We start from the raw sequence: 25049 nt of genomic DNA, 5'->3' as shown, positions 1-25049 counted from the left end.
ATAGGCTGAATCATCGGTTCAATCACTGACCGCTGATTTTTGGTGAGGGATGGCAGATAACAATCGTAAAAGAATGCCTGGAAGGTTTGGCACTGCTGAAAATCCAGCAGGTTCAGTTTGATGTTGTTATAGAACTTGGGGCGACCTGCATACTTTTTATCGGTACAGATGGTTTTGAAACAGTTAAGACTTTTACTTGCACCTGGCCTGCCGGTGATGAAATGGAGCATGACACATTCCTTGTGGCTTGCTTGTTTTGTATTCCGCAGAAAACCAAGTTCTTTTCACGAAAAGAACATCGTTTCCTGCGGCTGATGATTATGGTTAGCAGCTTATATTCAGGACGTGCCACCAAAGCCTTTCCAGAAGGAAACGCTTTGTTTAGGCCGTCCGTTGAAATAAGTGATGCCCTTCACCACCATGATGACCGTAATAAACGACAATGCGATATTGATGGCTTTGGGAATCCCCATCAGGGAGAGCATTTGAAACATAGCACCGGCATTCCATCGAAGTTGGCCTGAATCTCATCACCCAGGTAATCAACCAGAAAGTCCAGGCCGAAGTAAGTCACTACCCCCGTACCCAAGCCCCGCAGCAGCAGCCAGGCAATAGGAACAATGGTGGTGACAATAAAAGTGAGTATGTAGCCCATGTTCTGCTCCTTATTCGCTATCCATTGCCAAGGGATTTCGCCAGTAGGATGGACATCGAGAACCAGGTGGCGAAGGTGATGAAATAGTAGATATAACCAGCGAGATCACACAGCGGATTTAGAACAATTTCATATTCAACACCCAGCACTGTGTAGCTGATGGGATCAGGGCACTGGTTATCAGAAGTGACGTATACATCGGTATCCAGGAAATCATCTACATGCACTTCAAAAGTGTCCCCTGGGAGAGTCCCTAACGGCGACATATCCGAGTTATCATTAATGGTTGAGCTGATTTCGCTGTCGTTAAATTCAGAAAGGCATAACTGCTTTTTCTGGATACGGGCAATGGCGCATTGAATGGCATCGCCAGTGCAAGCCACTTCCTTGTTGCACCCTAAGCCAGAAATAGAAGACGATGGATTATCGGACTCCGCCTGTTTCTCTGCCTGCTGGCGAATGCCGGTCTCTTTGACAATTTGCTGTACTGATTACGCTTCCGGTGTATTTTCCGTGAGATCCTGTTGATCAAGGATATCGTCATTGGTTTGACCATTGGCATTGCCGCCATTGGAAGGATGATCTACTGAATCAGGATCAACTTTATCACCATCAGGGTAAGTGCAAAGGTATTCGCCATTAACGTATTGGCAGTTGCTGTACGCATTTCGCTCAAAGCAAACGACCTCACCATTAAAAGTGCCGCAGTTAAATTCGTCCTGGTTAGTTTCTTCATCGAAGCAGACAGGATAGCCGTTCACTATTTTGCAGGCTTTATCTTTACTGATGCAGACCTGAACACCTGGATCGCTACGACAATCCAGTTCATCAGCATTGATTTCGGTGTATTCGCTGACACTGGCAAGCTGTGACGTTTCTTCGTTGCCTGTGCATATCTCTCCGGTTGGAAGATACTCATAAGCCATCGGTGCCAGTGCATTGTCATAATCCCGAAAGCCACCCAACGTTGTGTACCCACATTGGTTGTAACAGGCTGTCTGGCTTTGGTTGAACTGGTAATAGGTTTGACAACAGAACACCCCACCTCCATACATTCACCATAATCATCTCGAATCGAGCAGGTATCATCAGCGGCATTGTATAGAGCACGCATGGACTCCACTCCCCAGTTTGACGTCCTGAAGGAGATGAGGTGGTATGAAGTCCCCGTACCGATAGTGACTTCCGTGACATTCTGAGCACCATGAGCAATAGCAAGGTTAATACAACCAGCAGGGCTTGAAGCCTTTGGCTTTGGGTAACTGAATTTTGACCAGTCACAGGTATAAGCATCATTACTTGCTATTGCATTGCCTGAAGCTATGAATAAAAAGAGAAAAAGAAACAAGATATTCATGGCCGCATCATCCACACAGCCAACAGGATGACAGTGACGTATACCCAACCGTAATCTGGAATCCACATCATTGAATCATCCTTGATAGAACTCAGAGATTGACGGGAGAACAAAGCCTCCCGCCAATCCGCCCAGGCAGCCATTAGCCGAACATCGCGCCTTTGACCCACTTGAACACCACGGCAATGCCTGCCAAACCGACGAGAGCAGTACCTTCTGCGGTAATCGCAGCAGAACCGTCGGTAGTCAGGGCTGTCGTGGCTGCTGATACATCAATCTCAGCAAAGGCACTGGATGCCATCACTGAAGTTGCCAGCAAAAGTGCAAGGTGTTTTAGCTTCTTCATGGCTAATCTCCTTGTTGGTTAACGTAATTGACGAAGTACCAAGGCAAAGATGAACGCAATAACCAGCACGAGGATGGATGGCCCAAGCAGCGCATCTGCCTGTTCTTTCGTCAGCCCATTGGGTGCAGGGGATGCCTGCACCTCCTCCAGTGTGATGGCGGACGATGCGCCGGAGCAGTACACCACTCCATCCGAGTCCGTACTCAAGCCATCACACAGAAGCAGTTGCATTACTGAGCCTGTTTTGCCGCAGGCTGTTTAATGCCAATAATCTTGATTGCAATTTTGTTTTGAGAACCGGATTGAATTTTGGTTTTGAATTCATAGTTCTTTTTGGGTTCAAGCTTTTCGTATTCGTATAGCTTTTCGATATCCGCAGAACATATCATCACATCAAGACCGGAGATGTTTTTGTTTTCAGGATCAGGCGGAACCGCCAGGTAGACTTTTAAATAACGATTAGCTTCAAATTCGGTGACTTTAATTCCGAGATACATCGCATTAACAAATGAGTTCATTTTTGAACGCTCCATGTTTTATTGATTTGCACAACCATCTTTAGCCATCTGCTAAATCAAAAACAATAGGAAAAAATTAAGTTTCTTTTATTGAGTAATAAAGCGTAAAAACGGGAGTAATTTTTTTCTTGAGCTGGAACCTTAAGGCAAAAACGAATCGCTTCGCTCGTCGTCAAAATGGGTTTTGACAGCGAACGAAGTCTGTCTTTGCCTTATTCCAGTTCAAGAAAAAATTTACCGATTGTGGGTAGGCCATGTGTCATTGGGTGGCTCATCGCCAATAATGACACCTTTGCGACTGTTCCAATGGTAGACACACCGCCAATAGCGGTCTTTGGTTGTCTTTTTGAATTTAAGTGATGGAGGACGATGGCCATATTCCCTGAGCCTGGCCATCGCTTCATCATGTCGCCCCCGCAGACTGCAACCTGGTTTAACCCTGGAGCGACTTTTTCTCATTACGCCGGTATTCCACACACCAAAGCCGATTGCCAGCTTTGCAATTCTGCGTAGTGACGATCACACCGGTTCAATTCAAAGAACCACAAATCACGATCTTTATCCGAAGAATAATGATTAACAGCGGCAATACTGCGTTTAATTCGTTCTCGCTCCTCATTGATTAAATCCAACATATATTGAATTAATTCAACCTGGCGATTAATCGCCGGTAACTCAGCGAGACTTTTCTTTTTATCAGACATAAGAAGCCCCTATCAAAGTGACAGCACTTTAATTTCTGGTTAATAACCGAAAGGCAATACGTCGCGGTTTTATTGGTCTGTTTTTTTGCGGAATTTAGCCAGGGTTGTTGCGTTGATGGGTTCTCCAGCTGCCAGATTCTTTCGTATCTGGTAGAGATTAATCAAACGCCGTTTACCGACCTTGTGGGTTGGGAGTAGCCCCCGATCAACCCAACTGTCCACAGTTCGCACTGAGACACCAATACTCTTTGCGAAATCTTCTATGGTCTGGAAGATTCCCGAGTTTTCCATAGTTGCCATTTCCTCCATGAAGCAGATAGTATTATTTACGTATATAAATGCCGTTATATATACGGAACAAAAGATATGCTTCATTTCCGTACACTATACAAATATAAAAACAATAAAATTTAAAAAGGCTAATGAAATCAATGAGTAAAATTAATAAAAGAATAGAACTAATACGCAAATTAGAAGGTCTAACCAGAGGGGAGCTTGCCCGAAAATGCGGTATTCCAGAGCAGACACTTGAGAATATAGAGTACGGAAAACAACGCACACCTGCCGATTTGGTGGAGCAGCTTTGTACGTTATTTCCATTTGCCAGCAATTATCTCATTACCGGCCAGGCTGAAATTAAATTCACCAAAAAAGAGAAGGAGAAAATTAAGAACCTGATACAAGAACTTGAAACCATTGATGATCTTGATAAGGAAATCACTAAGCGCCGAAGGACGTATAACAAAGAACCCTCAAAGAATTAGCCTGTAAAACACGGCTAAAAGTGAGAAATTCCATGAGCATAATAAAAGACAAAGTTTCAGGACTTTGGAAACTCGATGTTCGGGTTGGGAAATATGGTAAACGGTATCGAAAATTCTGTGAAACCAAACGAGAATGTATCGAATACCATGACTTTCTAAAAAGGAAATACAAAGAAGGTAAACCCTGGCACACCGAGGCCGCTGATAATCGACGATTAACCGAATTGATCGAGCTTTGGTATAACGCCAAAGGCACAGACCTTTCTGATGGCCTTCGGAGGAAACAAGTCTTACTGACCATTTCTGCCTATTTGAATAACCCCATTGCAAGAAGTCTCACCATCAGAGACTTTAACCAGTACAAAGCGGTTAAGAAAAAAGGCACAGCAACAGACAAGCCCATTATGGATAAAACCATCAATAACCACCTGGGCTATTTGCGAGCTATGTACAACACCTTGATCAAAACCAAGGAGATCCGCTATCGGAACCCTTTGGAAGAAGCGGAAATGATCAAGACACAACAACCAGAGCTGGCATACCTCACCAGAGGGCAAGTCGATACGCTACTGCACCATATCGACAAAGGCTGTACCAATCCTCATGTTCGAATAATCGCCCGTCTATGCCTAAGCACAGGGGCACGCTGGGGAGAGGTGGAAAGCAGAAAGCTTTATCACTTTAAGGACTACAGAGTTCAATACTCGAACACCTAAGGCAAACGGATTCGTTCAATCCCTGTGGAGCCTGAATTGTTCGATGAGATCACCGCACACCTGCAAGTGTATAAACGGTTCTGGTCATCCCTGGGAGCATTCAGGAGAGCATTGAAAAGATCGGGTATTGAATTACCCAGGGGACAGGCAAGCCATGTATTGCGTCATACCTTCGCCAGTCACTTTATGATGAATGGTGGAAACATTCTGGTGCTGCAAAAAATACTCGGTCATGAGGATATTGCGACCACTATGCGATACGCAAAGTTTGACCCTGATCATTTGCAAGATGCTACTCGCCTGAATCCTCTCTCTTCAAATCCCACTCGACTGAACCCTTCTGACTCGCTCCAAAAAAATCCAGTTGGACACTTTTTGGACACCTCGCCAAAATCCCTTATCGCTCAGCCATAAAAAAACCCTGTAGATCAATAACCTACAGGGTCTTTATAGTGGTGGAGGCGGCGGGAATTGAACCCGCGTCCGCCGATTCTCCGCCTTCGGCTCTACATGCTTAGATTCCGTTATTAGGTTAACGCAGAACGACCCAACGGTCAGGGTGACACTGCGCGATCCTGAAAAGTTTAACCTGTCAGCCCCAGGCAGACATCAAGGCGATCCTGTTTTCAGTAGCGGTCATTTCCAGCCAACAGGCAAGTCGGAGTGACCGGGAGGAGGCAGGGTTTAGGCTGCCAGAGCTCCTTGGAAGTTGTCTTCGTTAGCAACTAAAAGGTTGTAGTGTTTTGATTTACGAGAATCACTACATTCTCGACATGCACCTAAGGTTTCGTAACCGTCGTCGAATCCAGATCGCCCCCGGTGAAACCTGAGACTAATTATTCAAAAAGTGGGTTCAAAGTCAACCACTTATTATTAATGAGCGTAAAGCTTATCGTAGCAATAGTTAGTGGCTTCGATGAAACCTTCAATACTGCCGCAATCGAACCGTCTGCCCTTGAATTTATAAGCCAGCACACAGCCAAGCTGAGCCTGGGTCATCAGCGCATCGGTAATCTGGATCTCACCTCCCTTGCCCGGCTGGGTATCTCTGATCAGGTCGAAAATGTCCGGAGTGAGAATATAGCGCCCGATAATGGCCAGATTACTGGGAGCCTCTTCTCTGGCAGGTTTTTCCACCATATTTTCTACGCGAATCAGGTCATCAGAAATAGCCTGTCCGGCAATGACACCGTATTTATGGACTTCATCTTCCGGCACTTCCATGACTGCCACAATTGAGCAACGGAACTGTTTGTAGAGCTGTGCCATCTGTGCCAGTACACCAGGCCCATCGGCATTGATACACAGGTCATCGGCCAGGACCACACCAAAGGGCTGCTTGCCAATTAATGTTTCACCACAGAGAATGGCATGGCCCAGACCTTTCATCTCTCGCTGTCGTGTATACGAAAAAGTACAGCTGTCGATCAACTGTCGAATATTGGTCAACAATGTTTCTTTGTCCGTACCTGCGATCTGGTGCTCCAGCTCGTAATTGGTATCGAAGTGATCCTCCAGTGCTCGCTTACCGCGACCAGTCACCATACAGATGTCCGATAAGCCAGCCTGCAGGGATTCTTCTACACCGTATTCAATCAGTGGTTTGGACACCACCGGCATCATCTCTTTGGGCATACTTTTAGTAGCAGGCAGAAAACGCGTACCGTACCCGGCAGCAGGGAAAAGACATTTTTTCAGCATAATCAATTGTACTTTTGTGATTTAAGAGCTTTTTATGCCCTTTGGGGAAAATGGCTAATACTTTAAGGCAGTGGGTATTTCTGTTCTATCTGTTTAGCCCGATGAGAATAAAGCGTTACCAGCCGCTGATGACTGCTATTGAGCATCTGCTGAGTCGGCTCAGTCAACCATCCGTGATAATATCTGCCAAGAATGCTGGCGTTTTCCATCACGTACTGTTCCCACGGACCGAGTTGGTCAGCGCGAACCAATGCCTGCTCAAACGACGAGTCAATTAATGATCGCTGTGAACGAGCCTGGGCATAGTTGCTCCAGCTATAGGGCCAGGCGGGTCTTGATAGAATGGATTGTTGCCAGGCGTCAAGTTCTGACAGCTCTCCGTAATCATGCTTTGACCAGCCCGCTTGTACTCCCCGATCAAGTACTTTGGCACGCATCACCAGCAAGTCCGGAGAGCCTGGCATATTGTCTAACGCCTTATCTGCACCATTCAGCGTGAGTTGCCACTCTTCTTTATCCACCGAGAAGCCGTCATCTTCTTTCGTTTTAGCAGCCCAATGATCGAGAAAGTTCTCTGTCTGGGAGCGCCATATCTGCGACTGCACCAGATTCCATGCAGTATTCAAGGCGGTTACCAGCAGAACTATCGCTGGAAAAACCATCAACCATCGCTTAAACATCACGTCCAGCCTTTAAGAGTGATTGGTTACCGAAGAGCGAAAAGGTCAACAAGTCCGGATTGATCATCGTCAACTGATCCCGAAACTCCTTACCGTACCAGTCATCCAGCATCTCTGCAGCAGCCTTCATCGCGGGTGGTCGATGTTTGCTGTGATGAGCATCAGAAGCCACAAATTGCACCAGTTCATGATCCAGTAGCCAGCGGGCTGAGGTCTGCGCCTTTTCACCAAAAAAACCGGGAATGCATCCTGCGGTCACCTGCAACAAAGCACCCCTCTCCACCAGCGGGAAGATTCGCTCAGGGTAGGCCATCAATTCTTTATTACGTTCCGGGTGAGCAATCACTACCCTCACATGCTGCCGAGTCAGCCACTCAAGCATCTCTTCAATACCCATGGGAATATTCTGGTGAGGCATCTCCAGCAACAGACAGTCGTTGCCTTCCCACTTGCCGATCATCGGAATACGCTCATTGCGGAGCTGAAACATCAACTCGTCACTGAAGCGCACCTCAGCGCCCATGGCCAGTTGAATACTTACGCCTGCTTCAAGGGCTAAGCCCACCAGTGCATCAAAGGCAGGAGTAATGGTGGTGATATCGTTATCGTAACGGCCAGGATGCATATGGGGCGTACAGACCAACCGCTGGATATCATTGGCTTCGGCAATACGCAGCAGTTCCAGAGATTGCTCCGGGGTGTCCGGACCATCATCAATGGCGGGGATAATATGGTTATGAATATCGATCATGTTTAAAAGCTATTCACCGCAAGGGCACGTGAAATTATCGGTTGAGCAAAACGTTCGCAGTGCAGCAGGCATTAAACGGCAGCTTTCTTGCAAATCCTGGGCTTGTTGCTCTGAAAGACTTATGGATCAGGTTTCACCATCCTCGGTCAATCGCCAGGCGCGGACCCGCATACTGTTGTGGTGTGGGGAGAGCTGGAGAAAGACCAGCTCTTACCCGATTTAGGCTCCGGTAGGCAGAGAGGTTAAATTTGAGAAGCATTGCTTAGAACTTCTGAAGCCCACTGGTTCAGGCTTTTCCCTTTTGCTTCGGCGGCAGTCGCAGCAGCAGCATGAACTTCCGGTGAAATCCGCAGCATCAGATTGCCCGAATAGGGTCTCTGAACCGGACGCCCCGTTTTTTCACTGATTGCAATATAGTCATTAACCGCATCATGAAAAGCCGTTTCCAGTTCATCTACAGAAGAACCATGAAAACCAACAATATCTTTTATGCCAGCCAGATGCCCTACAAATATACGATCTTCATCATCGTATTCAACTCTGGCTATATAGCCTCTATATTTCATTATATTCATGGTTTAATCCCTGCCTGTTCCAGAAAACGCCTGGCATCCTTAATCCGGTACCGTAGCGATGCTTTGTCTGGGTGCGGTCTATGAAAATCAGCACGTACATCATTCAGAACGAAACTGACTGAAGAACCTCCCTTAGTTGTCCGTTTGACTCCCAATGACAGAAACAATGCTTCGAGCTTGCGCCACTCAATATTGCCATTTATCGGGTCGGCAAATAGCGCCTTTAGTGTTTTTCTATTTGCATTATTCATGATTTGAAATGATAGCTTAATGCGCAATCATACCAAATGATATTTTAGGAGCCTAACGCCAAATTCAGCGGCACCAACGGAGCTAGTGTCCGCTGAAATTTTTTGGTACGCCCGGCATGGGCATGAAATTATGGGATGAAAGTCCCTTCTGGGTAAACCAGCATCGGATCTTGCGCTTAACAGGCCAACTGATAAGATTGATGGGCAATGCTACCCCACTCGGGTAGGTATGTCACAAGGTGATCCACTTTAACCGCTACTGTTGAATGTACTTCTTGATAACCTGGACAAGGAACTGGAATACCGGGGTCACTGTTTCGCAAGATATTGCGATGACTTCGTGATATTGGTTCGCAGGCAATGGGCAGGGGAAAGGGTGATGGAAAGCATCACTCAGTACCTTGAACGTCGACTAAAACTGACAGTCAACCCGACCACAAGCAAGGTGGTGAAATTCACGAGATCGAGTTCCTGAGTTTTACCTTCACAGGGAAGAGAATCCGCTGGTCACAGAAGGGCCTGCTTCGCTTTAATTACTGCCCCATACTGTTACTGGATCAATGGATACGTCGGCGCATCCGTTGCTGTTTTATCAAGCAGTGGCGTAAGCCGAAAACTCGTTATATAAATCTGATCAAGTTAGGCGTTGACCATATCAAAGCCGCCTCGATCGCAGCCAGTAACAAAGGGTATTACCGGTTGAGCAAAACGTTCGCAGTATAGCAAGCATTGAACGACAGCTTTCTTGCAAATCCTGGGCTTGTTTCTCTGAAAGACTTATGGATCAGGTTTCACCATCCTCGGTGACTCGTGTAGTGCGGACCCGCACGCTTCGTGGAGTGGGGGCTGGAGGTTAGAATCCTCCGGCTACCCGATTTATGCTCCACTGAAGAATACAGACGGCGATATTTTGAACCGTTGTGAAAGAGCCTGAATATGATCTCTGGTTAGATTTCGTGAACCATTCAAGATCATTGAAACCAAACTCTTACTTCCCAGCTCACTTTTTAAATCATCAGCTTTGAGCTGATATTGATCCATTAGTGTTCTTAGAACAGCTACACCATCATCCAGAGCTTCAATTCTTGCATTGAAATCTGAAAAATCCTCAGACTCATCTTCCCATTTTTCAATGGATATAGAGAGAACTTCGATTAGAGGAAGATATTTATCGTAGTCTTCGATGAGTTCTTCCATTAATTCCAGAGCTTGTTCGTACTCTTCCTCACTATGAATACGACTTACAAAGCCTGCTTCAGAAAAAAAGTCTAGAGCCTTTTGCTTAAGATTTGTGTATCTCATGTACCAGCCTCCTTTGCGTACTTCTTGCATAGTTTGTCGTATTCAGAGTGTGAGACGATGTGTTTGACATACATTCTACTGTCTCTGAACTCAATGAAAGCTATGAGTCGAAGGTTGTTGCCACCAACATCTATTACCCACCATTTATCTTTGTACTTGAAATTATCCAAGCTGGGGAATAGTGAACTCAACTCATTCGGGCTATGAAAATCACTATTTCTCAATGACTTATAGGTTGCGTCAATTGCAGTAGCATCGTTTGGATACTTTTTTGCAGCCTCGTTAAACGGCTTTCTTGAGATAACGTGCATAATAGTCTCTATATTCACGTATTGTGAACTCTAGCACGCATAAGGGAATTTTACAAATTGTGAACTAGAAGAATTGATAGGAGCATAACGCCTGGTTCAACCGCGCTGCGGACGTCGGTTGGAGGGGGCGCAGGCCCGGAACGAACTGGAACCATTCGGTACTTATTGAGCCTTCTCCCCAGCTTATTGCCGAAACAATAAGCTAAAGGCAACCAATCAATCCCACATGGAGAAGACCCAATGGGATTCTGCATTAATTCTCACCCATATTACTGCGGTATAGATCTACATGCCCGAATGCTTGGTTGACTCGACTGGGGAGAGCTGGAGAAAGGCCAGCTCTTACCCGTTTAGGTGGGTGCTACAGGGGAGTATGAAAACTATAATACCGCTAACTTACTGATCTATAGCAGGTTGCCAGCGTGAAAAGTAAATACTTTCAGTATGTATTGTTTGTCATTTGCCTTAGCAGCTCATCTGTTCACTCTGATTACGAAGAGATATTAGATCGGCTTATGTATGATGAGCACAGGGTAGCATGGTGTTTTGGTGCTCGCAGAGTCTTAAATTTAATGATAGAAAATTTAAATCGATGTGATCATTGCTTGTCTGAATATTTCAATTTCATGATAGAAAATAGAATTCAAGGCATCAGGATATGGCGTTTATACCACTATCTATCTAATGAATCTCTCATACACTTTATCGGAATTATCCAAGATGGTATTTCCAAAGTACTAACTCCAGAAGCTATTCAGGAAATGGCAGACTTGAAAAGACATGATATTAGGCCTAACTTTGAAATTCATCCAAATATTCATTTGTTCAATTTTCATGAATAGCACCTAACGATGAGCAAAGCGGCGGCACGTCTAGCGTCGTCTGCTTGTGCAACGAATAAGGATAGATTGCGGCTGGGCGCAATCTATCCTTATTCGTTATGCGCTGCTGATGAGTGCGACCAGTGACATTGATAGTAGAATCAGGATACCAAGTGGCATTATAGCAACAACAATACCTGCAATAGGCCAGCCCAACCATTTTGGTAACCTTTTGGTAATAAAATCCCCTACGAGGTTTGATAAACTATGAACAGAAGAAACCCAACATAAGAATGCAGAAAAAATACCCAGAAATGTTACTGGCCAGTATCCTGCCTTATGACCAGCCGCAATGAATAATGCAGATAAGCTAACCCAGGCCAACCAAGAGAACCAATTTTTGATTCGGTTTGGTTCATTTAACCACTTAATGAAGGCAATCAATTATTAACCCCATGACTTTTTAAATGTTTTATATCTCGTTATTATCTTTAAGTCTTCTCCAAACATTCACCCATTCATCACTGTCTAAATCCAAACTTTTAATTTTTGTTCATGGCCCATATTTTTAATGCTGCCCCATTAACAATAATCGAATCATTTGGATAGATTGATATGGTTATTCCTGATTCGAGATGTTCTACAGTAGCTGGCTCACCTCGGATTATATTAATTTTGAAATCTTTTGGATCAAGATAAGCTTAGTTAATCAAGGCCGACTTTATTCTTTTCAGTTGACTCACTATAGAAAACCTCATACAAAATAATTAATTCAGGAAATACAATATAGCAGATAGTTGAATGCACCTTACTACTAAGCGCATAACGCCAAATTCAGGGGCAGCGTGTCGGCGCCGACCTCTGGATTTTTTTTATGAGTTTTTACTCAGAACCTCCTCAATAACTTTGACCAAGTCCTATTCAGGGTGGCATCGTTTTAACACTAAATCAGCGACACTGGTGTTTAGTCTGATTCTAATATCCTTCGTGGTTGTGACGTTGAAAAAGTATCTTGCCCACGCTGCGCAGGCGAACCTTTATGAAAGTGGAGCCATTGAAGAAATCTCGACGCATAAGGCGATGAAAAGTGGAACCCGGTTGTTTGGTAATGTCATTTTATCCCTGATGAATGCAGGAAAGTCTCTGCTCTCACATACAAGGAAGCTGCACAACTTCTGGGCAAATAATGCGAAACGTGAACACCCTGCACGAGATGGTTGTTCAGGGCGTACAAGATTAGGTCTTTGTGCTGAGGGTGGGGCTTAATGTCTACCCTAAGCATATGTGTTAGCCTCGTTCTCTAGTATTAAGATCTTCTAATATTTTGACACCGGTGTTTAACTGATCTGCTTGAATTTCTGTATTAAATCCATGCGCTGCTTGATTTCTTAACACTATTATCTGTTTCAAGTACTCATGCTGATCGATAGATAATTCTCCATTAGAATATAAGTGATCAGATAATTTATTAAACGCCAATCTTTCTACTGGAATGTTTGTATTTAAGGCTAAAATCCTTAAACAGCTTTCCAATGTACTCCATAAATACAACAGTGCAGCATCAAACATTCCTATTGTTATCAGTTGTTCAACTTCTTCTTTGCGCTCATTGATTTCATCTCTACTAGGTAGAGACTCATTGCTATATGAAAATAAATCAATCCCCTCATCGTCAAGGGTGACCAATATGAACCTCCACCCTTCGTGCTTTGAAATCTCATTTGAAATACTTTGGAATTTATCAATAGAGACTCGCTTGGCTGAGGATTTTATTTCTATGATAAGACCTTCAGTTCCTTTTGTGGCAATAATATCAGGCTGATAATTTTCAAGAGTGAAAGGAAGTGAGTCCCTCTGAGGCTGTATATTTACAGAGTATCCTTTCTCACGTAACTCTTCAGCAAGCTCATTTGCTTTTTGCTCGCACTTCTCATAAAAAGATTTCATAAATATTCCTCTAAAGCACTAGCAAGTCCAACTTTAATATATACACTTTCTTCGCCTGTTGCTGCTGCTTCAGCTAGCATAGAGGGCAAATTTGTAACATCAATACCATCGGATAAATAGCGGCGATGGCTTTCAACGTCAGTGATTTGCACATCATCAGCGAATACAAGGCTGCTAAGTGCGTCTTGAATAGGTTTAATTATATTGTCCACATCGACAGGTGAATCATTACAAAAATAGACGACTGTTAGGTGTATGTCGTTATCTTCTGTTAAAGGTGGGCCACGCCAGAATTGCCTGGCCCTCCCGTAAATAAAATCTTTCCATGCTTGAAGATTTTCTCGCCTCTTTACTTGGAGCGACACTGGCCTTTTATGCAATAAAAACTCAATCACATTGTACTACCTTACTGAATTTTCGTAACTTGACGTTACACAGTCAAGCCTTGCTTTCTTGGATTTTGAGTAAGAGTAGTATTACCTATAACCATCAAAAATCAATAGTTGCGAATTTGTAGGAGAGGCTAACGCAGTGTGCCAACCCTTTGCCTGCTCTTGTCAAATGGCAATTGTATAATTAGCTGGAGCAAACAACGTACTTTGCTTTTATTGAAGAATAGTTTCTGTCTATTTCGAACTGCTGGGACGTCACAAGATGATGCATTAATCACCGGCACCTCTGCAACTACCACCCAAAGGAGAATGGTGGCATTAGTCAGCAGAGGCTCGTTCATGATTTTCGCCGTGATATTGACGTTTTCACAAATCCCATTCACCAGAAACCCGATAAGCCCGTTCGCAGTGCTGAACTCCTGACGCCCTGACCCTGAGCAATCATCGGGATAATTAGGTACATCGCCATTTAATGCCTCTGGTCAGCACCCTCCGGCAACACCATCCTCCATGAATACACTTAGGGAAAGGTTAAAGAAGTAGTACCTTCATGGAGGAAGATATGTTGTATTCTCTAAGGCTGCGCTATGCAGCTGGTTTTCTTTTACTGGCTCTGACGCTGTTATTCCCGCCACTGTCTCAGCCCCTTTCGGCCAGCACTTCTCAACAGTGCAATATTGGCAACCGTTACCTGGTGGGCCATCTGGAAACCGTGACTCGCATTGACCATCAGTTTGATACCCAACTTCCCGCACTGATTGACTCCGGTTCCACCACATCCTCTATGGATGCCAGGGATATTAATTTCGAAACCTCAGTCAATGGTTCAGACTGGGTAAGGTTCAAGATCCTGACAGAGCGGGGCGGTTATGGTCGGGAAGTGACCCTGCTCAAACCCGTTAAACGGTTTATTCGTGTACTAACCCATTCCGGGAAACCACAACGACGGCCCGTCATAGAAGCCACTATCGAACTGGGCAATGTAAAAACCACCACCGAGTTCAGCCTTACCTCACGTTCCAAATTTCCCCAGAGTATTCTGCTTGGGCGGAATACGCTGGATGACCTGGCAGTGATTGATACCTCACAACAGTATCTTCTGGATAGCTGCCAGCCAGCCGGAGGCATTGCTTTCAGCCACTGAAAAGTGGCTGAAAGGCTTAAAAGCCTGGGGAAAAATCACGAAACCTCACACCCAGCAAGGATTTCAGACAGGTATTGTGTGCTCATGGCTGCCTTTCATTGCCGAAGTCTTCAATTTCTTACCGATCTTCACAACCTGCAATGACCGCAGAGATGGTTAAGAGCAGAATATCAGCAAGTTTATGATCTACTTTCCATTGTTGACATGCGTCATAAATGACAGATTCGTTATGTTGCTAATGCACAAAACTACAATTTGTTCATTTACCTTTGAGCCTGATACTTTTTATCTATTTCGAATACAAAAGAGTTGACTAGGGCTATACAGTATTGTAAATCTTGATCTTCAATTACTACTTTATTTCCTTCAAGATCGTAACCATTTCTGTGAATGATGTGGTGCCTTATGTTGAGAATTTCAAGCAATGTTGTACTGATATTAATCTTTATACCAATTACATTTTTGAACAAAACATCAATATCGTTAAGTCTATGCCAGACCATGTTTTTCATTGCATTAATTAAATATTCTTCAACTGTATGATGAAGCAAGTAAGGAATTTTCAGTGATTCAGTTCTAAATTTATTCTGCATTCCTAATCTTACAATCGCCTCCCTATTTGAAGAGATTTCATTTATGAAAAGGTCATATAGATATTTTTCCATCAAGCTTATTACATTAGAAAAATATAATTTATTGTGAAACTTATCATTACTTTGGTTTTCTATTATTTCTATACCAGAACAGAATTCTTCATAGAAACTACTTTTGCATCGGTCAGAAGTCATTTGGGCGATACTCCACACCAATACGTTCTTTTAAGTTTTCTCTATTATTAGTTGACGTTATGTCTAGCTGCCAATCCACACCCACATTTGAAGACCATACCGATATTGAAAATTCATTTCCATTCGAGTCTTCAAATTCATCATGATTTTCTGAAATGCTGTCCTTATGTCTATCTGCAAATATATTTGGAGATGGAACACTAACAACATGTATTTCCTGGTTGTCAAGAAAAATGATTAAATAACCTCCTGAAAGTGGAGGCATGCAATCATTACCTTCAATAGTAAATTTCATGCTTATATGTTGCTCCAATACATATGTGACAGAAAATTATAGTCTATTAAGGTGGACATCCTTATAGCCATTGAACTCAGTGACTTCGGGGGCTTTCATGATTTATCCCTATTCAAAAACCTCTCACCAGAGATCTTTTACCTGCGTGTTTTGCCAACCGTCGGCAAATATCGCGCCAGCAATGCCAGCGCCATCATGCAGATAAAATACGCTGAGTTAGAAGGGATTTGCAGATTAAAATCCACCGATGAGTGAATCATAATGGCCAGAATGCCCATAAAGGCTGTAAAGCCCATACCAATCATCAGCCGATTACGACGCTGGCGCATGGCCACAATGGCATGCCAGACCGCAGCAAGCACCATCAGTGCCAGAATGGCATAAGCGAGCAAACCAAACTCCAGAGGAAACTGCAGAAAATCATTATGGGCCAAGTCATAATACCCCCTCCAGCTACCATCGTGATAAAAAGGCAGTGTCGTATAGAAGGAGCCGCCACCGGAGCCGGTCAGGCCAAAATCGCCAATGGCATTTAATGTCACTTCGGAGACATTGGGACGGGTCTCCCGTTCCAGTGAAGTCTGCTCAAGACGCTCCACCACCTTCTCCAGGCCAAACCATTGACTGACAATAGCAATGTCGATCACCAGTAAACTGACAAACAGCACCACCATACTCCGGCTCAGCTGTTTTCGACAGATGACGTACAAAAAGCCGGTCACCATCAGGCTTGTGAAAAACGCAGTATTCCCCATACGTGAGCGCGAGAGCACCAGACCAATCACCATAATGGCCAGCCCGGTGCGGAGAATTACCTTATTGCTCATCAGGGTTTTCAGGGTGCGGTGCAGCCATTCCTGCCAACTTTGGGAAGGTCGCTCATTAAGCTGGGCAATCAGCAACCCCATACCAGCGGCTAAAGTCATCTCCAGAAAACCGGCAAAACTGTTACGGTTCACAAAGGTACCGGTGGCGACACCGAAGTAAGAGGGCTTATCCCGGAACAGCAAAACCTCCAGACCTGAAAGCGTAGTTAATGAACCAAACACTGCTTGTAAAATACCTGAAATGACCAGCACCCAGGCAAAGATTTTCAGTTTCTCAGGCCGGTCAATCAGTAGAAGACACAGGCAAAACAGCAGGTAATAAGCCATTGTCAGCAAGGCCGTAACCAGCGTGGCAAAAGGATCAATAGAGAGTGGGAGCCATTCGGGAAGAGGCAATTCCAATGCCAAACTGGCTTGAGAATGAATATCCCACGCATGGGGGGAAATCGTTTTTACCCAATTAGCCGGTAGCGGCGTTTGTTGTATAAACAGCCAGCTGGTGATCAGAATAAACCCAACGTGAAACCAGCGGGCTTTCTGAAAAACAAGGGTCACCGGCAGCCGATTCAGGGCATAACCCAGTAACCAGAACAACGCCAGCCCGAAGACCAGCATCATCATAATCCCCATCGCCCACTCGGGCTTGCTGCCTTCGGGTAACGGCAGCCAGAGCATCACCGCCAGCAATGCTAAAAAAAGAACTTGTTTCATGTTTATTTAAATCCGCTGCCCGCTGCTCATAAAAGTCTCAGTCTTATCTTTTTCGGGCAAGGTAGGCAGCGTCAAATCAATAGGCGTTAGGGTTCATAAACCCTTTAAACACGGTACCGATGATAATCCTGATATCCAACCACAGCGACCAGTTGTTGATGTATTCCAGGTCACACTCCACCCTTCGCTGCATCTTATCCAGTGTATCGGTCTCACCCCTGAAGCCGCGCACCTGGGCCAGACCGGTAATACCCGGTTTCACTTTATGGCGTTTCATATAGGATTCCACCAGGTCTTTGTAATACTCATTATGAGCCAGGGCATGGGGCCTTGGCCCGACAATGGACATCCGCCCCTGCAGCACATTAATAAACTGGGGCAGCTCATCCAGACTGGTGCGGCGAATAAAGGCACCGACTTTAGTCACTCGCGGATCACCTTTGGTGGCCTGGGTTACTTTACCCTCGCCTTCCTTATGTACCTTCATACTGCGGAACTTATACACTTTCACCTGCTTGCCAGAAGCACCGTGACGGTATTGCCTGAAAAACACTGGCCCCGGTGACGAAAGCTTCACGGCAATGGCGACACCTATCATCACGGGTGATATCAGCAACAGAATCAGGCTAGCAAACAGAATATCAGACATCCGTTTAATAAAAGCGTTACTGTTGTCCATGGGGGAGCAACTGATATCCAGGGTAACAAAATCACCGACTTTGGTAATGTTATGGTTTAACAGCGGCAGATCCTGCAGCCCTGGCATGTAACGAATGTTGGCGGTACTGTGGCGCAGGGTGAACAGCACCGGCTGAAGCAGAGAGTTTTTGTTAAAAGGAATACAAAGCCAGCACTCATCAAAGCCTTTATTTTCAGCAAGGTATTCTTGTAGCTCTGCCAGTGCCTGCTCATTATTGTGATGCTCAATCACATGTTGCAAACGGAAACCCAAGCTGTTGTCTTTGGAAAAATAGGCGCGCATTGCCTCAAAGTTACGGCCTTCGCCAATCACCAGCACATGCCGGGTATTGCGACCGCGCCGTCGAATCGACATCAATATACGATAGAGAACAAAGCGGGTCAGCAGCGCCATGAAAATGCCCCCCACCCCCCAGATCAATAACCAGATTCGGGAATACTGCGCAGAGGTTTTGGTCAATACCAAAATGGCAAACAACGTCATAAACGACAGAAGCCATGCAGCAAAAACTCTGCTGAGCCGCTCAATGAGTTTACGCCCACGCCACGGCGAGTAAACATCACACAAAAACGAAAAAACCACGACTAAAAGGGCCTGTATGGCCATCGCATTCACATAATGGGTGGCATGATTCTCAAAACGGATATATTCGGACAGCTCAGCACAACCAATTGCGATGGCTATGTCCATAATCACCAGAGAAAAAAGAGGCAGCCGGGAGCGGCCCGATAACAAAGAGGTAGGCATTTACGTAGACTCTATCTTTTTGGAGTACAACTCTTCTTCAGAATTCTCCACTGCGCTACCATAAACGGCAAAGCAGCCAACAACAACCCGATACAGGTTACGAGAAAATCCAGCGGGTTAAAATTTCGTAGGGGTAAAAAAAACTGCACGCTTTCATCCAGTGCACAGCCAATAATCAACAGTATTAACAACCAGCCCCGTTGCCAGAATCCTGAGCTGGCCAGATGTGCCAATGCAGAGAGGATAAACGCCATGACAAAATGCATCTGCAAATTGCCGCCCAGAAAATGCTCAATACTGCCCCAGGCCCATTTGCCATAGCCCAGACTCTTACTGGCGGAAAGAATCACCACAAAGGCCAGCCAGCCAGCCGCTATAATCCGTACCATTCACAACCCTGTTTATTGGCGACAAAGGCACAGAGAATGAGTTTTTTAAAAAGAAAAACTCCATGCCTCCGTGTCCAAAACAATCACTGCCGAATCAAACTCAACAGTTCAGATGTTTTTTCTTCCATCAGCGCCACATCCCCCCGGCTTTCCACATTCAGCCGAATCACTGGCTCAGTGTTAGAAAGGCGCAAGTTAAATCGCCAGTCACCCATGTCCAGAGAGATACCATCGGTATGGTCCACCGCCACCGCATCCTTTTCATAAATTGCCAGAGTGCGATCAATAGCCGCTTGTGGATTATCCAATGTACTGTTGATCTCACCAGAGGATGGAAACAGGGCAATCCGCTCGGCCACCAGTTCAGAAAGCTTCTTGTTTTTATGGGACATCAACTCCGCCACCAGTAACCAGGGAATCATCCCGGAATCACAGTAGGCAAAGTCACGGAAATAATGGTGCGCGCTCATCTCTCCGCCATAGGCCGCATCTTCTTCCCGCATCCGTTCCTTAATAAAAGCATGGCCGGTTTTACACAACACTGGCACACCACCGGCACTGGCAACCTGATCAATAGTATTCCAGGTCAATCGGGGGTCATGGATAATTTTCGCACCGGGATAGTGAGCCAAAAACGCCTCGCCCAACAGCCCGACAATATAATACCCCTCAATAAACTGGCCTTTTTCATCAAACAGGAAGCAACGGTCAAAATCCCCATCCCAGGCAATGCCCATATCGGCCTTGTGCTCAAGAACCGCATCCACCGTTGCCTGCCGACAGTCGTGTAATAACGGGTTAGGAATGCCATGGGGAAAGTGACCATCCGGCTCATGGTGAATCTTCACAAACTCCACCGGCACTTCAGATGCCTTAAACCGTTCCTCAATGGCATCAATCACATGCCCGGCAGCGCCATTGCCGGCATTGACCACCAGTTTCAGAGGCTTTAGCTCATCCGGTTTGATATACCCCAGAATGTGATCCACATAGGGAGCAAGGTTGCTGATCTGCCGATAAGAACCTAATGGGGTATCCGGGGAGCCCGTTCTATTTGGCTCCACAAACACATCTTCAGCCAACCGCTGAATTTCACGCAACCCGGTATCCCCGGAAATCGGCTTGCTTTCTTCCCGCACCAGCTTCATCCCATTGTAGTCTTTCGGGTTATGGCTGGCCGTGACCATAATGCCGCCATCTGCCTTCAGGTGCGATGTGGCAAAGTAAACCTCTTCAGTGCCACAAAGGCCGATATCAATCACATCCGCCCCGCCTGCCCGAAGACCGTCACTCAGAGCAGCTTTTAACTCAGGCGTAGACAAGCGAATATCGCCCCCCACCACCATGGTTTTGGGTTTTAGATATTCCGCTGTTGCCCGGCCAATCCGCCAGGCGACAGCTTCATTCAATTCATCAGGCATGCGGCCACGGATATCGTAAGCCTTGAAACAGTTAAGTGTACTCATCTATAACACCAGAAGTGAAAAACAGTATACATTGACATATATTTAAGGTGTCCTGTAGATATATATTGGATACCTAAATAATCATGTTTGAGTATGATCCAGCAAAAAGCCTCGGCAACCTGGAAAAACATGGCATTGATTTCGAGCAGGCCCAGAACCTCTGGCTGGATGAAAATCGAGTGATTATCAAGACCTTGATTTCTGATGAGTCTCTTTTCCTACTCATTGCCAAATACGCTGAGAAGCACTGGACTGCCGTATTTACGCCACGTGAAGATAAAAACCGAATTATTTCAGTACGTCGCTCAAGATCCAAAAAGAATAGCCGCTTATGAAAGCCAAAGAATTTGACCAGGCCTTTGATGAGGGCCACGACAGCATTGATGAACATATTGACTGGTCCAGCGCTCAGCGTCCCGGCCTGGAAACCCGTCGAATCAATATCGACTTTCCTGCGTGGATGATCGCCGCGCTCGATCGCGAGGCAGCAAGGCTTGGTATTGCCCGGCAAGCTGTGGTCAAAACCTGGCTGGCCGAAAGACTGGATCAGGGAAGGCGGAGTTAGTATGTCATCAGCACGGGATTTCAAACAGACACTACAAGCCCGGGCGGAACGAGACCCTGATTTTGCCTGTGCTCTTCTGGACGAAGCCGTAACCCTGTTCCTTAACGGTGAGCCCGATGCCGCCCGAATGGTTCTGAGGGATCTGGTGAATGCCACGGTCGGTTTCGAGCAGCTGGCGAATACTACCCAAAAATCCGGCAAAAGCCTGCATCGAATGTTGTCGGGCAAAGGAAGCTCTGAAAATTCTGGACAGACTGGATGACCAGTCATGAAAGAATCGGGAATAAGTGTTGCTGGTAAACTAATTGCTCGGACTTTAATTCTGCAGAATCGCTGTAACAGCATTTGCGGACACCATCCAGATTTACCAGCTCACCTCCAATTTCTTGCGATGACAGCGCTATTCCCAAGGGTTTTGAACCCGGCCAGTCAAGGGAAAAATTCACTAACTCATCGAAATGCCAATTTCTTTTTGTGTGCTACGCTGATCCCTCAGCCACCTTTCAGGAGTAAAGCATGAGCTTGAGAAATCACCGAACGTCTGACACAGAACTTGACCATATCCGAGACACCCTGACGGGTAGGGTCGCATATGCCAGCGATACCCGTGGCGAAATGCTCCGGAGGTTTGATCATCAGGATAGAGAAATTGCTGCATTGAAATCGGATGTCACAGTCCTGAAGGAAGATGTTGGGGAAATCAAAGGAACGTTAAAAATCATACTATCCCGACTTCCCGGCTAAAACTTTATACGGCTAACGACTTTCAAAAAGAAAACCTTGTCCCAGAATTTTTCTTTAGGTTTTCTTTTAGAAGTTTTTCAGCTCTGAAAAAGACAATACACTCTTTTTCAGTAAATCTGGATGAGTACGAAAGTAATTATCCTGTTTATTTATCAAATTTTGATCAATATCAGTTGGAGTCTTAAATGATGCTCTGTCGAAGCTTTTTCCATTAAAAAATAATGTTGCAAAACGGTTATCACTCTGGCCATTAAAAACCAAAAGGTCAAATACGACAACGCCACAATAATCAATAGAATTAAGCTCAGCACTCAATGCTTTTAAATGTTGCATAGGATGATATCCAGCAATAGCAGTAATCACTGCTATTTCCGAGTTATCGACCTTGCGAAATTTAATCATTTTATTATTGCAACCTGTATAAGTTATTGATTAACTTGTAACAATCCTTGCTTAGCTCTATAGCTTTCTCGAGCGTATCAATTTTCCTGCTTGCGTCCGTGAAGTCTTCCATATGAAATAAGGTGTGCCGGTGCTTCCTGAAAAACGCATAGGTTCTTTCAAATGCCTTTACCCTATCGACTGATCCAATGCGATCCTTGAACTCTTTTTTTAGCGCTACATTCTCACCTACAACTGAGAAGAAAGCTCCAAAACCAGACTTTTCATCACCAGGATACATCCCACAATCGCATAGCATAGATCTTAATACCCCCTCTAATGCTCTCAGGTCAGGAAACAACAGCATGGAGTACTCAGGCAGCTTAGGAGATGCAAGTTTCACACAGCAGCCCGCAACTAACAACTCCTTGATGGTTTTGGATAAATATTCAAACGAGTCAGTCAGTTGATTTTTAAGATAGTCTTGGGCCAATTCAGCTCTTACTATCTGGGCTGTATTTTCTTCTGTCCGGCTTAAAACTGCCTGCAAGCCAGCCAGATCAAGCAACTCAGTAAGCAAATAAATTAATCGCCTGTATGAAAACAGCGGTTTCCCTTGTATTGCTAACAAGTTACTGGTTTTAAAGTGAGTAACTGTAATCGTGTCCTGATGCTGAAGACTGGTGATCTTGAACACTTTACGTACATCGTTCTCTTGATCAATAGATATTTCAAACTCATTAGCACCATTATCCAAAAAGCAGTTGTTAACCTCTTCTATGACGGGCTCAATATCATCAGCATAAATGCCTTTTAGAGTGTAGTTGACTGTAAGAAACTCATGAGGATCTATTGTTTCCAAGAGAAAATTAGCAAGCTTTGCACCGAGTTCTTGGTTTTTACCAAGCTTGTGATTAATACTTGTGGTTCCATCATTATTCAAATGTAGATCGATGATAGCATCATCTACTCCGACATAACCTATCTTAATCCTTTTTCTCTTGTTGCCGACAATTTGATTTGCTCTTAAGCTTAAGGAGTTGGATTCTGCAAATTCCTCAATATAACTATCAATCGACTCTCTTTTTAAATTCAGACTTTTGTAGTTGCTCATTGCCGATAACTCCAATAAGGCGCTAGTTTTTTCACAACTTAATAGAAAGGAACGGCAAAAGTTTAGCAACCCTTTCTGAAATAGTGAGGAAAGTTTAACTAATAACCAAAAACGATGACCTCCTGATTATCAGTTTTTTTCACTGCATAGATCCGGCTGACCATACCGGCACAAACCATCACACTCTACCGTAAGTGACCACAAACCGCACAATATCAACCTCCGCAAGACACTCCCCGCTCTGTGCTCAAAGTCAAAAATGTATGACTAGAATTGCTGGTTATGTACAAAGAAAGACCAGACCCCGGCTTCTTTTCACCCAGACACCCCGCTATGAACCTCGATCAGTTCAAGGTCAAATTTGCCAGTATCACTTAAAGAGGGCCAACAAGTATAACAGGATTAAATCACGTCAATAAGCAAGCCTCTTGTTCTCTGAATCTGCTATTTTGTACAAAATTTACGTAAAAAACGAGATGACTATGGAACAGATCAATATCAGTGAACTACGAGCCAACCTGTTGAGCTATCTAAAAAAAGCTCAGTCAGGTCAACCAGTTACGGTCACTTCCAATGGCGAAGCGCTGGTCACCATTGCCTCACCGGTCGCCCTGAGACAATCAGCCCGTAAAGCCCTGAACGAGCTGGCGTCAAAAGCACGGGCCAATGATCTCACGGAATGCACCAATGAGCCATGGAAAGCCATGCAATGATCATTCTCGATTTAAAAAAAGGTTCAGAGTTAATGATATCCATGACTCCTTCTGGAGAAATCATCCTGCAGGTACCTGACAAAAAAGTAAGACCAAGTATTGATGAGATATTTGATCGCTTCCAGCCTTCTCTGGAGCCTGTGGAATTTGAAGCATTACTGGAAGATAACCGTTCGGAGATCAACCAGTGAAACGAGTATTCCCTGATACCTGCATCCTGATTGACGCGTCCAACAGAAACAGCGAAGTTTGTAGCTGGTCAAGATCATTTTCCGCTTTTTCGGGCAGCGGTTAGCGCTAACATTTGCCCTGTGTACAATCTGTGCCTACAGATAGTATTACTATTGCAACGTAGTTATACATAAAGAGATACATAAAGAGGTGCGATGTGCATAAATTAACGACCAAAAGGCAAGTGACTATTCCTCAAAGCATCTGCCAAAAGCTCGGGCTAAAACCAGGCGACTTTATACAGGTTTTCGAGCGTGACGGTGTGGCACATTTGGTAAAAATGAACTCCGATGATCTCTCTGGCACCATCAAATTATCCGCTGATACCCATCTGCCCCTGACGCCAGAGAACACCAAAAAAGCCATCAAAGGCAAAGCCGCCAGAAAATTCCGGGGCGAACAATGACTGCTGTGGCTACCAATGTGCTGTTGCGTTATGGCTC

41 protein-coding genes and 1 other RNA gene are annotated in these 25049 nt (G+C 44.9%); 14 read left to right on the top strand and 28 right to left on the bottom strand.

Features of this window, described 5'->3' with window-relative positions; all coding sequences use genetic code 11:
- The first annotated feature begins 86 nt into the window (after positions 1–86).
- Positions 87–524, top strand: a complete 438-nt coding sequence (locus ACO6V5_RS15365; RefSeq protein ID WP_422411860.1) for a hypothetical protein — start codon at positions 87–89, stop codon at positions 522–524.
- Here the strand turns inward: ACO6V5_RS15365 and ACO6V5_RS15360 are convergent.
- From ACO6V5_RS15360 to ACO6V5_RS15320, 9 genes are all read right to left on the bottom strand, one after another.
- The gene (locus ACO6V5_RS15360; RefSeq protein ID WP_422411862.1) at positions 473–655 is read right to left on the bottom strand and encodes a DUF2523 family protein; all 183 of its coding nucleotides are present in this window, start codon (positions 653–655) and stop codon (positions 473–475) included. The genes ACO6V5_RS15365 and ACO6V5_RS15360 overlap by 52 nt on opposite strands.
- A gap of 17 nt (positions 656–672) precedes the next feature.
- Entirely contained in the window at positions 673–1038 is a 366-nt protein-coding gene (locus ACO6V5_RS15355; protein ID WP_422411864.1) for a virulence factor TspB C-terminal domain-related protein, read from the bottom strand.
- A gap of 108 nt (positions 1039–1146) precedes the next feature.
- A complete protein-coding gene (locus ACO6V5_RS15350; protein WP_422411866.1) occupies positions 1147–1695 on the bottom strand; it encodes a hypothetical protein in 549 nt (182 codons plus the stop codon).
- A gap of 459 nt (positions 1696–2154) precedes the next feature.
- Positions 2155–2358 (bottom strand): major capsid protein, encoded by a 204-nt coding sequence (locus ACO6V5_RS15345; protein ID WP_422411868.1) that lies wholly within the window; start codon positions 2356–2358, stop codon positions 2155–2157.
- A gap of 18 nt (positions 2359–2376) precedes the next feature.
- Positions 2377–2589, bottom strand: a complete 213-nt coding sequence (locus ACO6V5_RS15340; protein ID WP_422411870.1) for a hypothetical protein — start codon at positions 2587–2589, stop codon at positions 2377–2379.
- On the bottom strand, positions 2589–2876 hold the full coding sequence (locus tag ACO6V5_RS15335; protein WP_422411872.1) for a hypothetical protein: 288 nt from the start codon (positions 2874–2876) through the stop codon (positions 2589–2591). Before ACO6V5_RS15335 ends, ACO6V5_RS15340 begins: the two co-directional genes overlap by 1 nt.
- Before the next feature lie 234 nt (positions 2877–3110).
- A complete protein-coding gene (locus ACO6V5_RS15330; RefSeq protein WP_422411873.1) occupies positions 3111–3335 on the bottom strand; it encodes a hypothetical protein in 225 nt (74 codons plus the stop codon).
- Positions 3335–3580, bottom strand: a complete 246-nt coding sequence (locus ACO6V5_RS15325) for a hypothetical protein (RefSeq protein ID WP_422411875.1) — start codon at positions 3578–3580, stop codon at positions 3335–3337. Before ACO6V5_RS15325 ends, ACO6V5_RS15330 begins: the two co-directional genes overlap by 1 nt.
- Before the next feature lie 69 nt (positions 3581–3649).
- Positions 3650–3871 (bottom strand): helix-turn-helix domain-containing protein, encoded by a 222-nt coding sequence (locus tag ACO6V5_RS15320; protein WP_422411877.1) that lies wholly within the window; start codon positions 3869–3871, stop codon positions 3650–3652.
- 140 nt (positions 3872–4011) lie between these two features.
- Between ACO6V5_RS15320 and ACO6V5_RS15315 the strand changes: the two genes are divergently transcribed.
- Genes ACO6V5_RS15315 through ACO6V5_RS15305 form a run of 3 tightly spaced genes read left to right on the top strand, consistent with a single transcriptional unit; the run spans position 4012 to position 5474 of the window.
- Positions 4012–4344, top strand: coding sequence for a helix-turn-helix transcriptional regulator (locus ACO6V5_RS15315; protein WP_422411879.1), 333 nt, complete (start codon positions 4012–4014; stop codon positions 4342–4344).
- A 32-nt stretch (positions 4345–4376) separates the two neighbouring features.
- On the top strand, positions 4377–5060 hold the full coding sequence (locus ACO6V5_RS15310) for a phage integrase (protein WP_422411881.1): 684 nt from the start codon (positions 4377–4379) through the stop codon (positions 5058–5060).
- Between the two features lie 36 nt (positions 5061–5096).
- A complete protein-coding gene (locus tag ACO6V5_RS15305) occupies positions 5097–5474 on the top strand; it encodes a tyrosine-type recombinase/integrase (RefSeq protein ID WP_422411883.1) in 378 nt (125 codons plus the stop codon).
- 39 nt (positions 5475–5513) lie between these two features.
- On the opposite strand, the gene ssrA is transcribed toward ACO6V5_RS15305, so the two are convergent.
- The 8 genes from ssrA to ACO6V5_RS15265 all read right to left on the bottom strand — a co-directional run bounded on the left by ssrA (position 5514) and on the right by ACO6V5_RS15265 (position 10631).
- Positions 5514–5878: a transfer-messenger RNA gene (ssrA, locus tag ACO6V5_RS15300) on the bottom strand.
- Positions 5879–5933: 55 nt separating this feature from the next.
- A complete protein-coding gene (gene galU / locus ACO6V5_RS15295; RefSeq protein ID WP_422136884.1) occupies positions 5934–6761 on the bottom strand; it encodes a UTP--glucose-1-phosphate uridylyltransferase GalU in 828 nt (275 codons plus the stop codon).
- Positions 6762–6823: 62 nt separating this feature from the next.
- On the bottom strand, positions 6824–7441 hold the full coding sequence (locus ACO6V5_RS15290) for a hypothetical protein (RefSeq protein ID WP_422136885.1): 618 nt from the start codon (positions 7439–7441) through the stop codon (positions 6824–6826).
- Positions 7434–8192, bottom strand: coding sequence for a tyrosine-protein phosphatase (locus ACO6V5_RS15285; protein ID WP_422136886.1), 759 nt, complete (start codon positions 8190–8192; stop codon positions 7434–7436). Before ACO6V5_RS15285 ends, ACO6V5_RS15290 begins: the two co-directional genes overlap by 8 nt.
- A gap of 242 nt (positions 8193–8434) precedes the next feature.
- Positions 8435–8767 carry a type II toxin-antitoxin system HicB family antitoxin gene (locus tag ACO6V5_RS15280; RefSeq protein WP_422136887.1) on the bottom strand — a complete coding sequence of 111 codons (333 nt, stop codon included), beginning with the start codon at positions 8765–8767 and terminating at the stop codon, positions 8435–8437.
- Positions 8764–9018, bottom strand: coding sequence for a type II toxin-antitoxin system HicA family toxin (locus tag ACO6V5_RS15275; protein ID WP_422411886.1), 255 nt, complete (start codon positions 9016–9018; stop codon positions 8764–8766). Before ACO6V5_RS15275 ends, ACO6V5_RS15280 begins: the two co-directional genes overlap by 4 nt.
- 876 nt (positions 9019–9894) lie before the next feature.
- A complete protein-coding gene (locus ACO6V5_RS15270) occupies positions 9895–10320 on the bottom strand; it encodes a helix-turn-helix domain-containing protein (protein ID WP_422136889.1) in 426 nt (141 codons plus the stop codon).
- Entirely contained in the window at positions 10317–10631 is a 315-nt protein-coding gene (locus ACO6V5_RS15265) for a type II toxin-antitoxin system HigB family toxin (protein WP_422136890.1), read from the bottom strand. Before ACO6V5_RS15265 ends, ACO6V5_RS15270 begins: the two co-directional genes overlap by 4 nt.
- Before the next feature lie 422 nt (positions 10632–11053).
- Here ACO6V5_RS15265 and ACO6V5_RS15260 point away from each other — a divergent pair, with 422 nt between their 5' ends.
- Positions 11054–11473 (top strand): hypothetical protein, encoded by a 420-nt coding sequence (locus tag ACO6V5_RS15260; RefSeq protein WP_422411889.1) that lies wholly within the window; start codon positions 11054–11056, stop codon positions 11471–11473.
- A gap of 96 nt (positions 11474–11569) precedes the next feature.
- Here ACO6V5_RS15260 and ACO6V5_RS15255 read toward each other — a convergent pair whose 3' ends face one another.
- Positions 11570–11896, bottom strand: a complete 327-nt coding sequence (locus ACO6V5_RS15255; RefSeq protein WP_422139875.1) for a hypothetical protein — start codon at positions 11894–11896, stop codon at positions 11570–11572.
- Positions 11897–12451: 555 nt separating this feature from the next.
- Between ACO6V5_RS15255 and ACO6V5_RS15250 the strand changes: the two genes are divergently transcribed.
- Positions 12452–12718: a hypothetical protein gene (locus tag ACO6V5_RS15250; RefSeq protein ID WP_422411891.1), complete on the top strand. Its 267-nt coding sequence runs from the start codon at positions 12452–12454 to the stop codon at positions 12716–12718.
- A gap of 21 nt (positions 12719–12739) precedes the next feature.
- Here ACO6V5_RS15250 and ACO6V5_RS15245 read toward each other — a convergent pair whose 3' ends face one another.
- Both ACO6V5_RS15245 and ACO6V5_RS15240 read right to left on the bottom strand, forming a co-directional pair.
- Complete coding sequence (locus tag ACO6V5_RS15245) at positions 12740–13399, bottom strand: hypothetical protein (protein ID WP_422411893.1); 660 nt, start codon at positions 13397–13399, stop codon at positions 12740–12742.
- On the bottom strand, positions 13396–13794 hold the full coding sequence (locus tag ACO6V5_RS15240) for a RusA family crossover junction endodeoxyribonuclease (RefSeq protein ID WP_422411895.1): 399 nt from the start codon (positions 13792–13794) through the stop codon (positions 13396–13398). The genes ACO6V5_RS15245 and ACO6V5_RS15240 overlap by 4 nt, the downstream gene beginning before the upstream one ends.
- 559 nt (positions 13795–14353) lie before the next feature.
- Between ACO6V5_RS15240 and ACO6V5_RS15235 the strand changes: the two genes are divergently transcribed.
- Positions 14354–14935 (top strand): ATP-dependent zinc protease, encoded by a 582-nt coding sequence (locus ACO6V5_RS15235; protein WP_422411897.1) that lies wholly within the window; start codon positions 14354–14356, stop codon positions 14933–14935.
- Between the two features lie 263 nt (positions 14936–15198).
- On the opposite strand, the gene ACO6V5_RS15230 is transcribed toward ACO6V5_RS15235, so the two are convergent.
- The 6 genes from ACO6V5_RS15230 to ACO6V5_RS15205 form a co-directional block, all read right to left on the bottom strand.
- Positions 15199–15723 carry a hypothetical protein gene (locus ACO6V5_RS15230; protein ID WP_422136894.1) on the bottom strand — a complete coding sequence of 175 codons (525 nt, stop codon included), beginning with the start codon at positions 15721–15723 and terminating at the stop codon, positions 15199–15201.
- Positions 15713–16018 carry a hypothetical protein gene (locus ACO6V5_RS15225; RefSeq protein ID WP_422136895.1) on the bottom strand — a complete coding sequence of 102 codons (306 nt, stop codon included), beginning with the start codon at positions 16016–16018 and terminating at the stop codon, positions 15713–15715. The genes ACO6V5_RS15230 and ACO6V5_RS15225 overlap by 11 nt, the downstream gene beginning before the upstream one ends.
- A gap of 137 nt (positions 16019–16155) precedes the next feature.
- The gene (locus ACO6V5_RS15220; protein WP_422411900.1) at positions 16156–17556 is read right to left on the bottom strand and encodes an O-antigen ligase family protein; all 1401 of its coding nucleotides are present in this window, start codon (positions 17554–17556) and stop codon (positions 16156–16158) included.
- Between the two features lie 76 nt (positions 17557–17632).
- Positions 17633–19003, bottom strand: a complete 1371-nt coding sequence (locus tag ACO6V5_RS15215) for an undecaprenyl-phosphate glucose phosphotransferase (protein ID WP_422411902.1) — start codon at positions 19001–19003, stop codon at positions 17633–17635.
- An 11-nt stretch (positions 19004–19014) separates the two neighbouring features.
- Positions 19015–19392 (bottom strand): VanZ family protein, encoded by a 378-nt coding sequence (locus tag ACO6V5_RS15210; protein WP_422136898.1) that lies wholly within the window; start codon positions 19390–19392, stop codon positions 19015–19017.
- 83 nt (positions 19393–19475) lie between these two features.
- Positions 19476–20858 (bottom strand): phosphomannomutase CpsG, encoded by a 1383-nt coding sequence (locus tag ACO6V5_RS15205; RefSeq protein ID WP_422139880.1) that lies wholly within the window; start codon positions 20856–20858, stop codon positions 19476–19478.
- An 83-nt stretch (positions 20859–20941) separates the two neighbouring features.
- Between ACO6V5_RS15205 and ACO6V5_RS15200 the strand changes: the two genes are divergently transcribed.
- From ACO6V5_RS15200 to ACO6V5_RS15185, 4 genes are all read left to right on the top strand, one after another.
- Positions 20942–21193: a BrnT family toxin gene (locus ACO6V5_RS15200; protein ID WP_422139881.1), complete on the top strand. Its 252-nt coding sequence runs from the start codon at positions 20942–20944 to the stop codon at positions 21191–21193.
- Positions 21190–21423, top strand: a complete 234-nt coding sequence (brnA, locus tag ACO6V5_RS15195; protein ID WP_422139882.1) for a type II toxin-antitoxin system BrnA family antitoxin — start codon at positions 21190–21192, stop codon at positions 21421–21423. Before ACO6V5_RS15200 ends, brnA begins: the two co-directional genes overlap by 4 nt.
- Before the next feature lies 1 nt (position 21424).
- The gene (locus ACO6V5_RS15190) at positions 21425–21685 is read left to right on the top strand and encodes a DNA-binding protein (protein WP_422139883.1); all 261 of its coding nucleotides are present in this window, start codon (positions 21425–21427) and stop codon (positions 21683–21685) included.
- Between the two features lie 254 nt (positions 21686–21939).
- Positions 21940–22167, top strand: coding sequence for a hypothetical protein (locus ACO6V5_RS15185; protein WP_422139884.1), 228 nt, complete (start codon positions 21940–21942; stop codon positions 22165–22167).
- Positions 22168–22233: 66 nt separating this feature from the next.
- On the opposite strand, the gene ACO6V5_RS15180 is transcribed toward ACO6V5_RS15185, so the two are convergent.
- Both ACO6V5_RS15180 and ACO6V5_RS15175 read right to left on the bottom strand, forming a co-directional pair.
- Positions 22234–22530 carry a type II toxin-antitoxin system RnlB family antitoxin gene (locus ACO6V5_RS15180; protein WP_422139885.1) on the bottom strand — a complete coding sequence of 99 codons (297 nt, stop codon included), beginning with the start codon at positions 22528–22530 and terminating at the stop codon, positions 22234–22236.
- 43 nt (positions 22531–22573) lie between these two features.
- Complete coding sequence (locus tag ACO6V5_RS15175; protein WP_422139886.1) at positions 22574–23662, bottom strand: type II toxin-antitoxin system RnlA family toxin; 1089 nt, start codon at positions 23660–23662, stop codon at positions 22574–22576.
- Positions 23663–24090: 428 nt separating this feature from the next.
- Between ACO6V5_RS15175 and ACO6V5_RS15170 the strand changes: the two genes are divergently transcribed.
- The 3 genes from ACO6V5_RS15170 (at position 24091) to ACO6V5_RS15160 (ending at position 25012) form a co-directional block, all read left to right on the top strand.
- The gene (locus tag ACO6V5_RS15170) at positions 24091–24375 is read left to right on the top strand and encodes a type II toxin-antitoxin system Phd/YefM family antitoxin (protein WP_422139887.1); all 285 of its coding nucleotides are present in this window, start codon (positions 24091–24093) and stop codon (positions 24373–24375) included.
- Positions 24372–24566 carry a hypothetical protein gene (locus tag ACO6V5_RS15165; RefSeq protein ID WP_422139888.1) on the top strand — a complete coding sequence of 65 codons (195 nt, stop codon included), beginning with the start codon at positions 24372–24374 and terminating at the stop codon, positions 24564–24566. The genes ACO6V5_RS15170 and ACO6V5_RS15165 overlap by 4 nt, the downstream gene beginning before the upstream one ends.
- Positions 24567–24763: 197 nt before the next feature.
- Positions 24764–25012 (top strand): AbrB/MazE/SpoVT family DNA-binding domain-containing protein, encoded by a 249-nt coding sequence (locus ACO6V5_RS15160; protein ID WP_422411907.1) that lies wholly within the window; start codon positions 24764–24766, stop codon positions 25010–25012.
- Positions 25013–25049: the final 37 nt, after the last annotated feature.

It is taken from the genome of Endozoicomonas sp. ALD068, assembly GCF_049310145.1.
In the GTDB taxonomy this organism is placed as follows: domain Bacteria; phylum Pseudomonadota; class Gammaproteobacteria; order Pseudomonadales; family Endozoicomonadaceae; genus Endozoicomonas_A.
Note: the sequence above shows the minus strand (reverse complement) of the source record. Positions and strands in the feature narration are given on the sequence as shown.

Bases quoted from the DNA above. Each gene is read 5' to 3' on its own strand.
- ACO6V5_RS15360 (WP_422411862.1), bottom strand. From the start codon at position 655: ATGGGCTACATACTCACTTTTATTGTCACCACCATTGTTCCTATTGCC.
- ACO6V5_RS15345 (WP_422411868.1), bottom strand. From the start codon at position 2,358: ATGAAGAAGCTAAAACACCTTGCACTTTTGCTGGCAACTTCAGTGATG.
- ACO6V5_RS15340 (WP_422411870.1), bottom strand. From the start codon at position 2,589: ATGCAACTGCTTCTGTGTGATGGCTTGAGTACGGACTCGGATGGAGTG.
- ACO6V5_RS15335 (WP_422411872.1), bottom strand. From the start codon at position 2,876: ATGAACTCATTTGTTAATGCGATGTATCTCGGAATTAAAGTCACCGAA.
- ACO6V5_RS15330 (WP_422411873.1), bottom strand. From the start codon at position 3,335: ATGAGAAAAAGTCGCTCCAGGGTTAAACCAGGTTGCAGTCTGCGGGGG.
- ACO6V5_RS15325 (WP_422411875.1), bottom strand. From the start codon at position 3,580: ATGTCTGATAAAAAGAAAAGTCTCGCTGAGTTACCGGCGATTAATCGC.
- ACO6V5_RS15320 (WP_422411877.1), bottom strand. From the start codon at position 3,871: ATGGAAAACTCGGGAATCTTCCAGACCATAGAAGATTTCGCAAAGAGT.
- ACO6V5_RS15315 (WP_422411879.1), top strand. From the start codon at position 4,012: ATGAGTAAAATTAATAAAAGAATAGAACTAATACGCAAATTAGAAGGT.
- ACO6V5_RS15310 (WP_422411881.1), top strand. From the start codon at position 4,377: ATGAGCATAATAAAAGACAAAGTTTCAGGACTTTGGAAACTCGATGTT.
- galU (WP_422136884.1), bottom strand. From the start codon at position 6,761: ATGCTGAAAAAATGTCTTTTCCCTGCTGCCGGGTACGGTACGCGTTTT.
- ACO6V5_RS15290 (WP_422136885.1), bottom strand. From the start codon at position 7,441: ATGTTTAAGCGATGGTTGATGGTTTTTCCAGCGATAGTTCTGCTGGTA.
- ACO6V5_RS15285 (WP_422136886.1), bottom strand. From the start codon at position 8,192: ATGATCGATATTCATAACCATATTATCCCCGCCATTGATGATGGTCCG.
- ACO6V5_RS15280 (WP_422136887.1), bottom strand. From the start codon at position 8,767: ATGAATATAATGAAATATAGAGGCTATATAGCCAGAGTTGAATACGAT.
- ACO6V5_RS15275 (WP_422411886.1), bottom strand. From the start codon at position 9,018: ATGAATAATGCAAATAGAAAAACACTAAAGGCGCTATTTGCCGACCCG.
- ACO6V5_RS15270 (WP_422136889.1), bottom strand. From the start codon at position 10,320: ATGAGATACACAAATCTTAAGCAAAAGGCTCTAGACTTTTTTTCTGAA.
- ACO6V5_RS15265 (WP_422136890.1), bottom strand. From the start codon at position 10,631: ATGCACGTTATCTCAAGAAAGCCGTTTAACGAGGCTGCAAAAAAGTAT.
- ACO6V5_RS15245 (WP_422411893.1), bottom strand. From the start codon at position 13,399: ATGAAATCTTTTTATGAGAAGTGCGAGCAAAAAGCAAATGAGCTTGCT.
- ACO6V5_RS15235 (WP_422411897.1), top strand. From the start codon at position 14,354: ATGTTGTATTCTCTAAGGCTGCGCTATGCAGCTGGTTTTCTTTTACTG.
- ACO6V5_RS15230 (WP_422136894.1), bottom strand. From the start codon at position 15,723: ATGACTTCTGACCGATGCAAAAGTAGTTTCTATGAAGAATTCTGTTCT.
- ACO6V5_RS15225 (WP_422136895.1), bottom strand. From the start codon at position 16,018: ATGAAATTTACTATTGAAGGTAATGATTGCATGCCTCCACTTTCAGGA.
- ACO6V5_RS15220 (WP_422411900.1), bottom strand. From the start codon at position 17,556: ATGAAACAAGTTCTTTTTTTAGCATTGCTGGCGGTGATGCTCTGGCTG.
- ACO6V5_RS15215 (WP_422411902.1), bottom strand. From the start codon at position 19,003: ATGCCTACCTCTTTGTTATCGGGCCGCTCCCGGCTGCCTCTTTTTTCT.
- ACO6V5_RS15210 (WP_422136898.1), bottom strand. From the start codon at position 19,392: ATGGTACGGATTATAGCGGCTGGCTGGCTGGCCTTTGTGGTGATTCTT.
- ACO6V5_RS15205 (WP_422139880.1), bottom strand. From the start codon at position 20,858: ATGAGTACACTTAACTGTTTCAAGGCTTACGATATCCGTGGCCGCATG.
- ACO6V5_RS15200 (WP_422139881.1), top strand. From the start codon at position 20,942: ATGTTTGAGTATGATCCAGCAAAAAGCCTCGGCAACCTGGAAAAACAT.
- brnA (WP_422139882.1), top strand. From the start codon at position 21,190: ATGAAAGCCAAAGAATTTGACCAGGCCTTTGATGAGGGCCACGACAGC.
- ACO6V5_RS15190 (WP_422139883.1), top strand. From the start codon at position 21,425: ATGTCATCAGCACGGGATTTCAAACAGACACTACAAGCCCGGGCGGAA.
- ACO6V5_RS15185 (WP_422139884.1), top strand. From the start codon at position 21,940: ATGAGCTTGAGAAATCACCGAACGTCTGACACAGAACTTGACCATATC.
- ACO6V5_RS15175 (WP_422139886.1), bottom strand. From the start codon at position 23,662: ATGAGCAACTACAAAAGTCTGAATTTAAAAAGAGAGTCGATTGATAGT.
- ACO6V5_RS15165 (WP_422139888.1), top strand. From the start codon at position 24,372: ATGATCATTCTCGATTTAAAAAAAGGTTCAGAGTTAATGATATCCATG.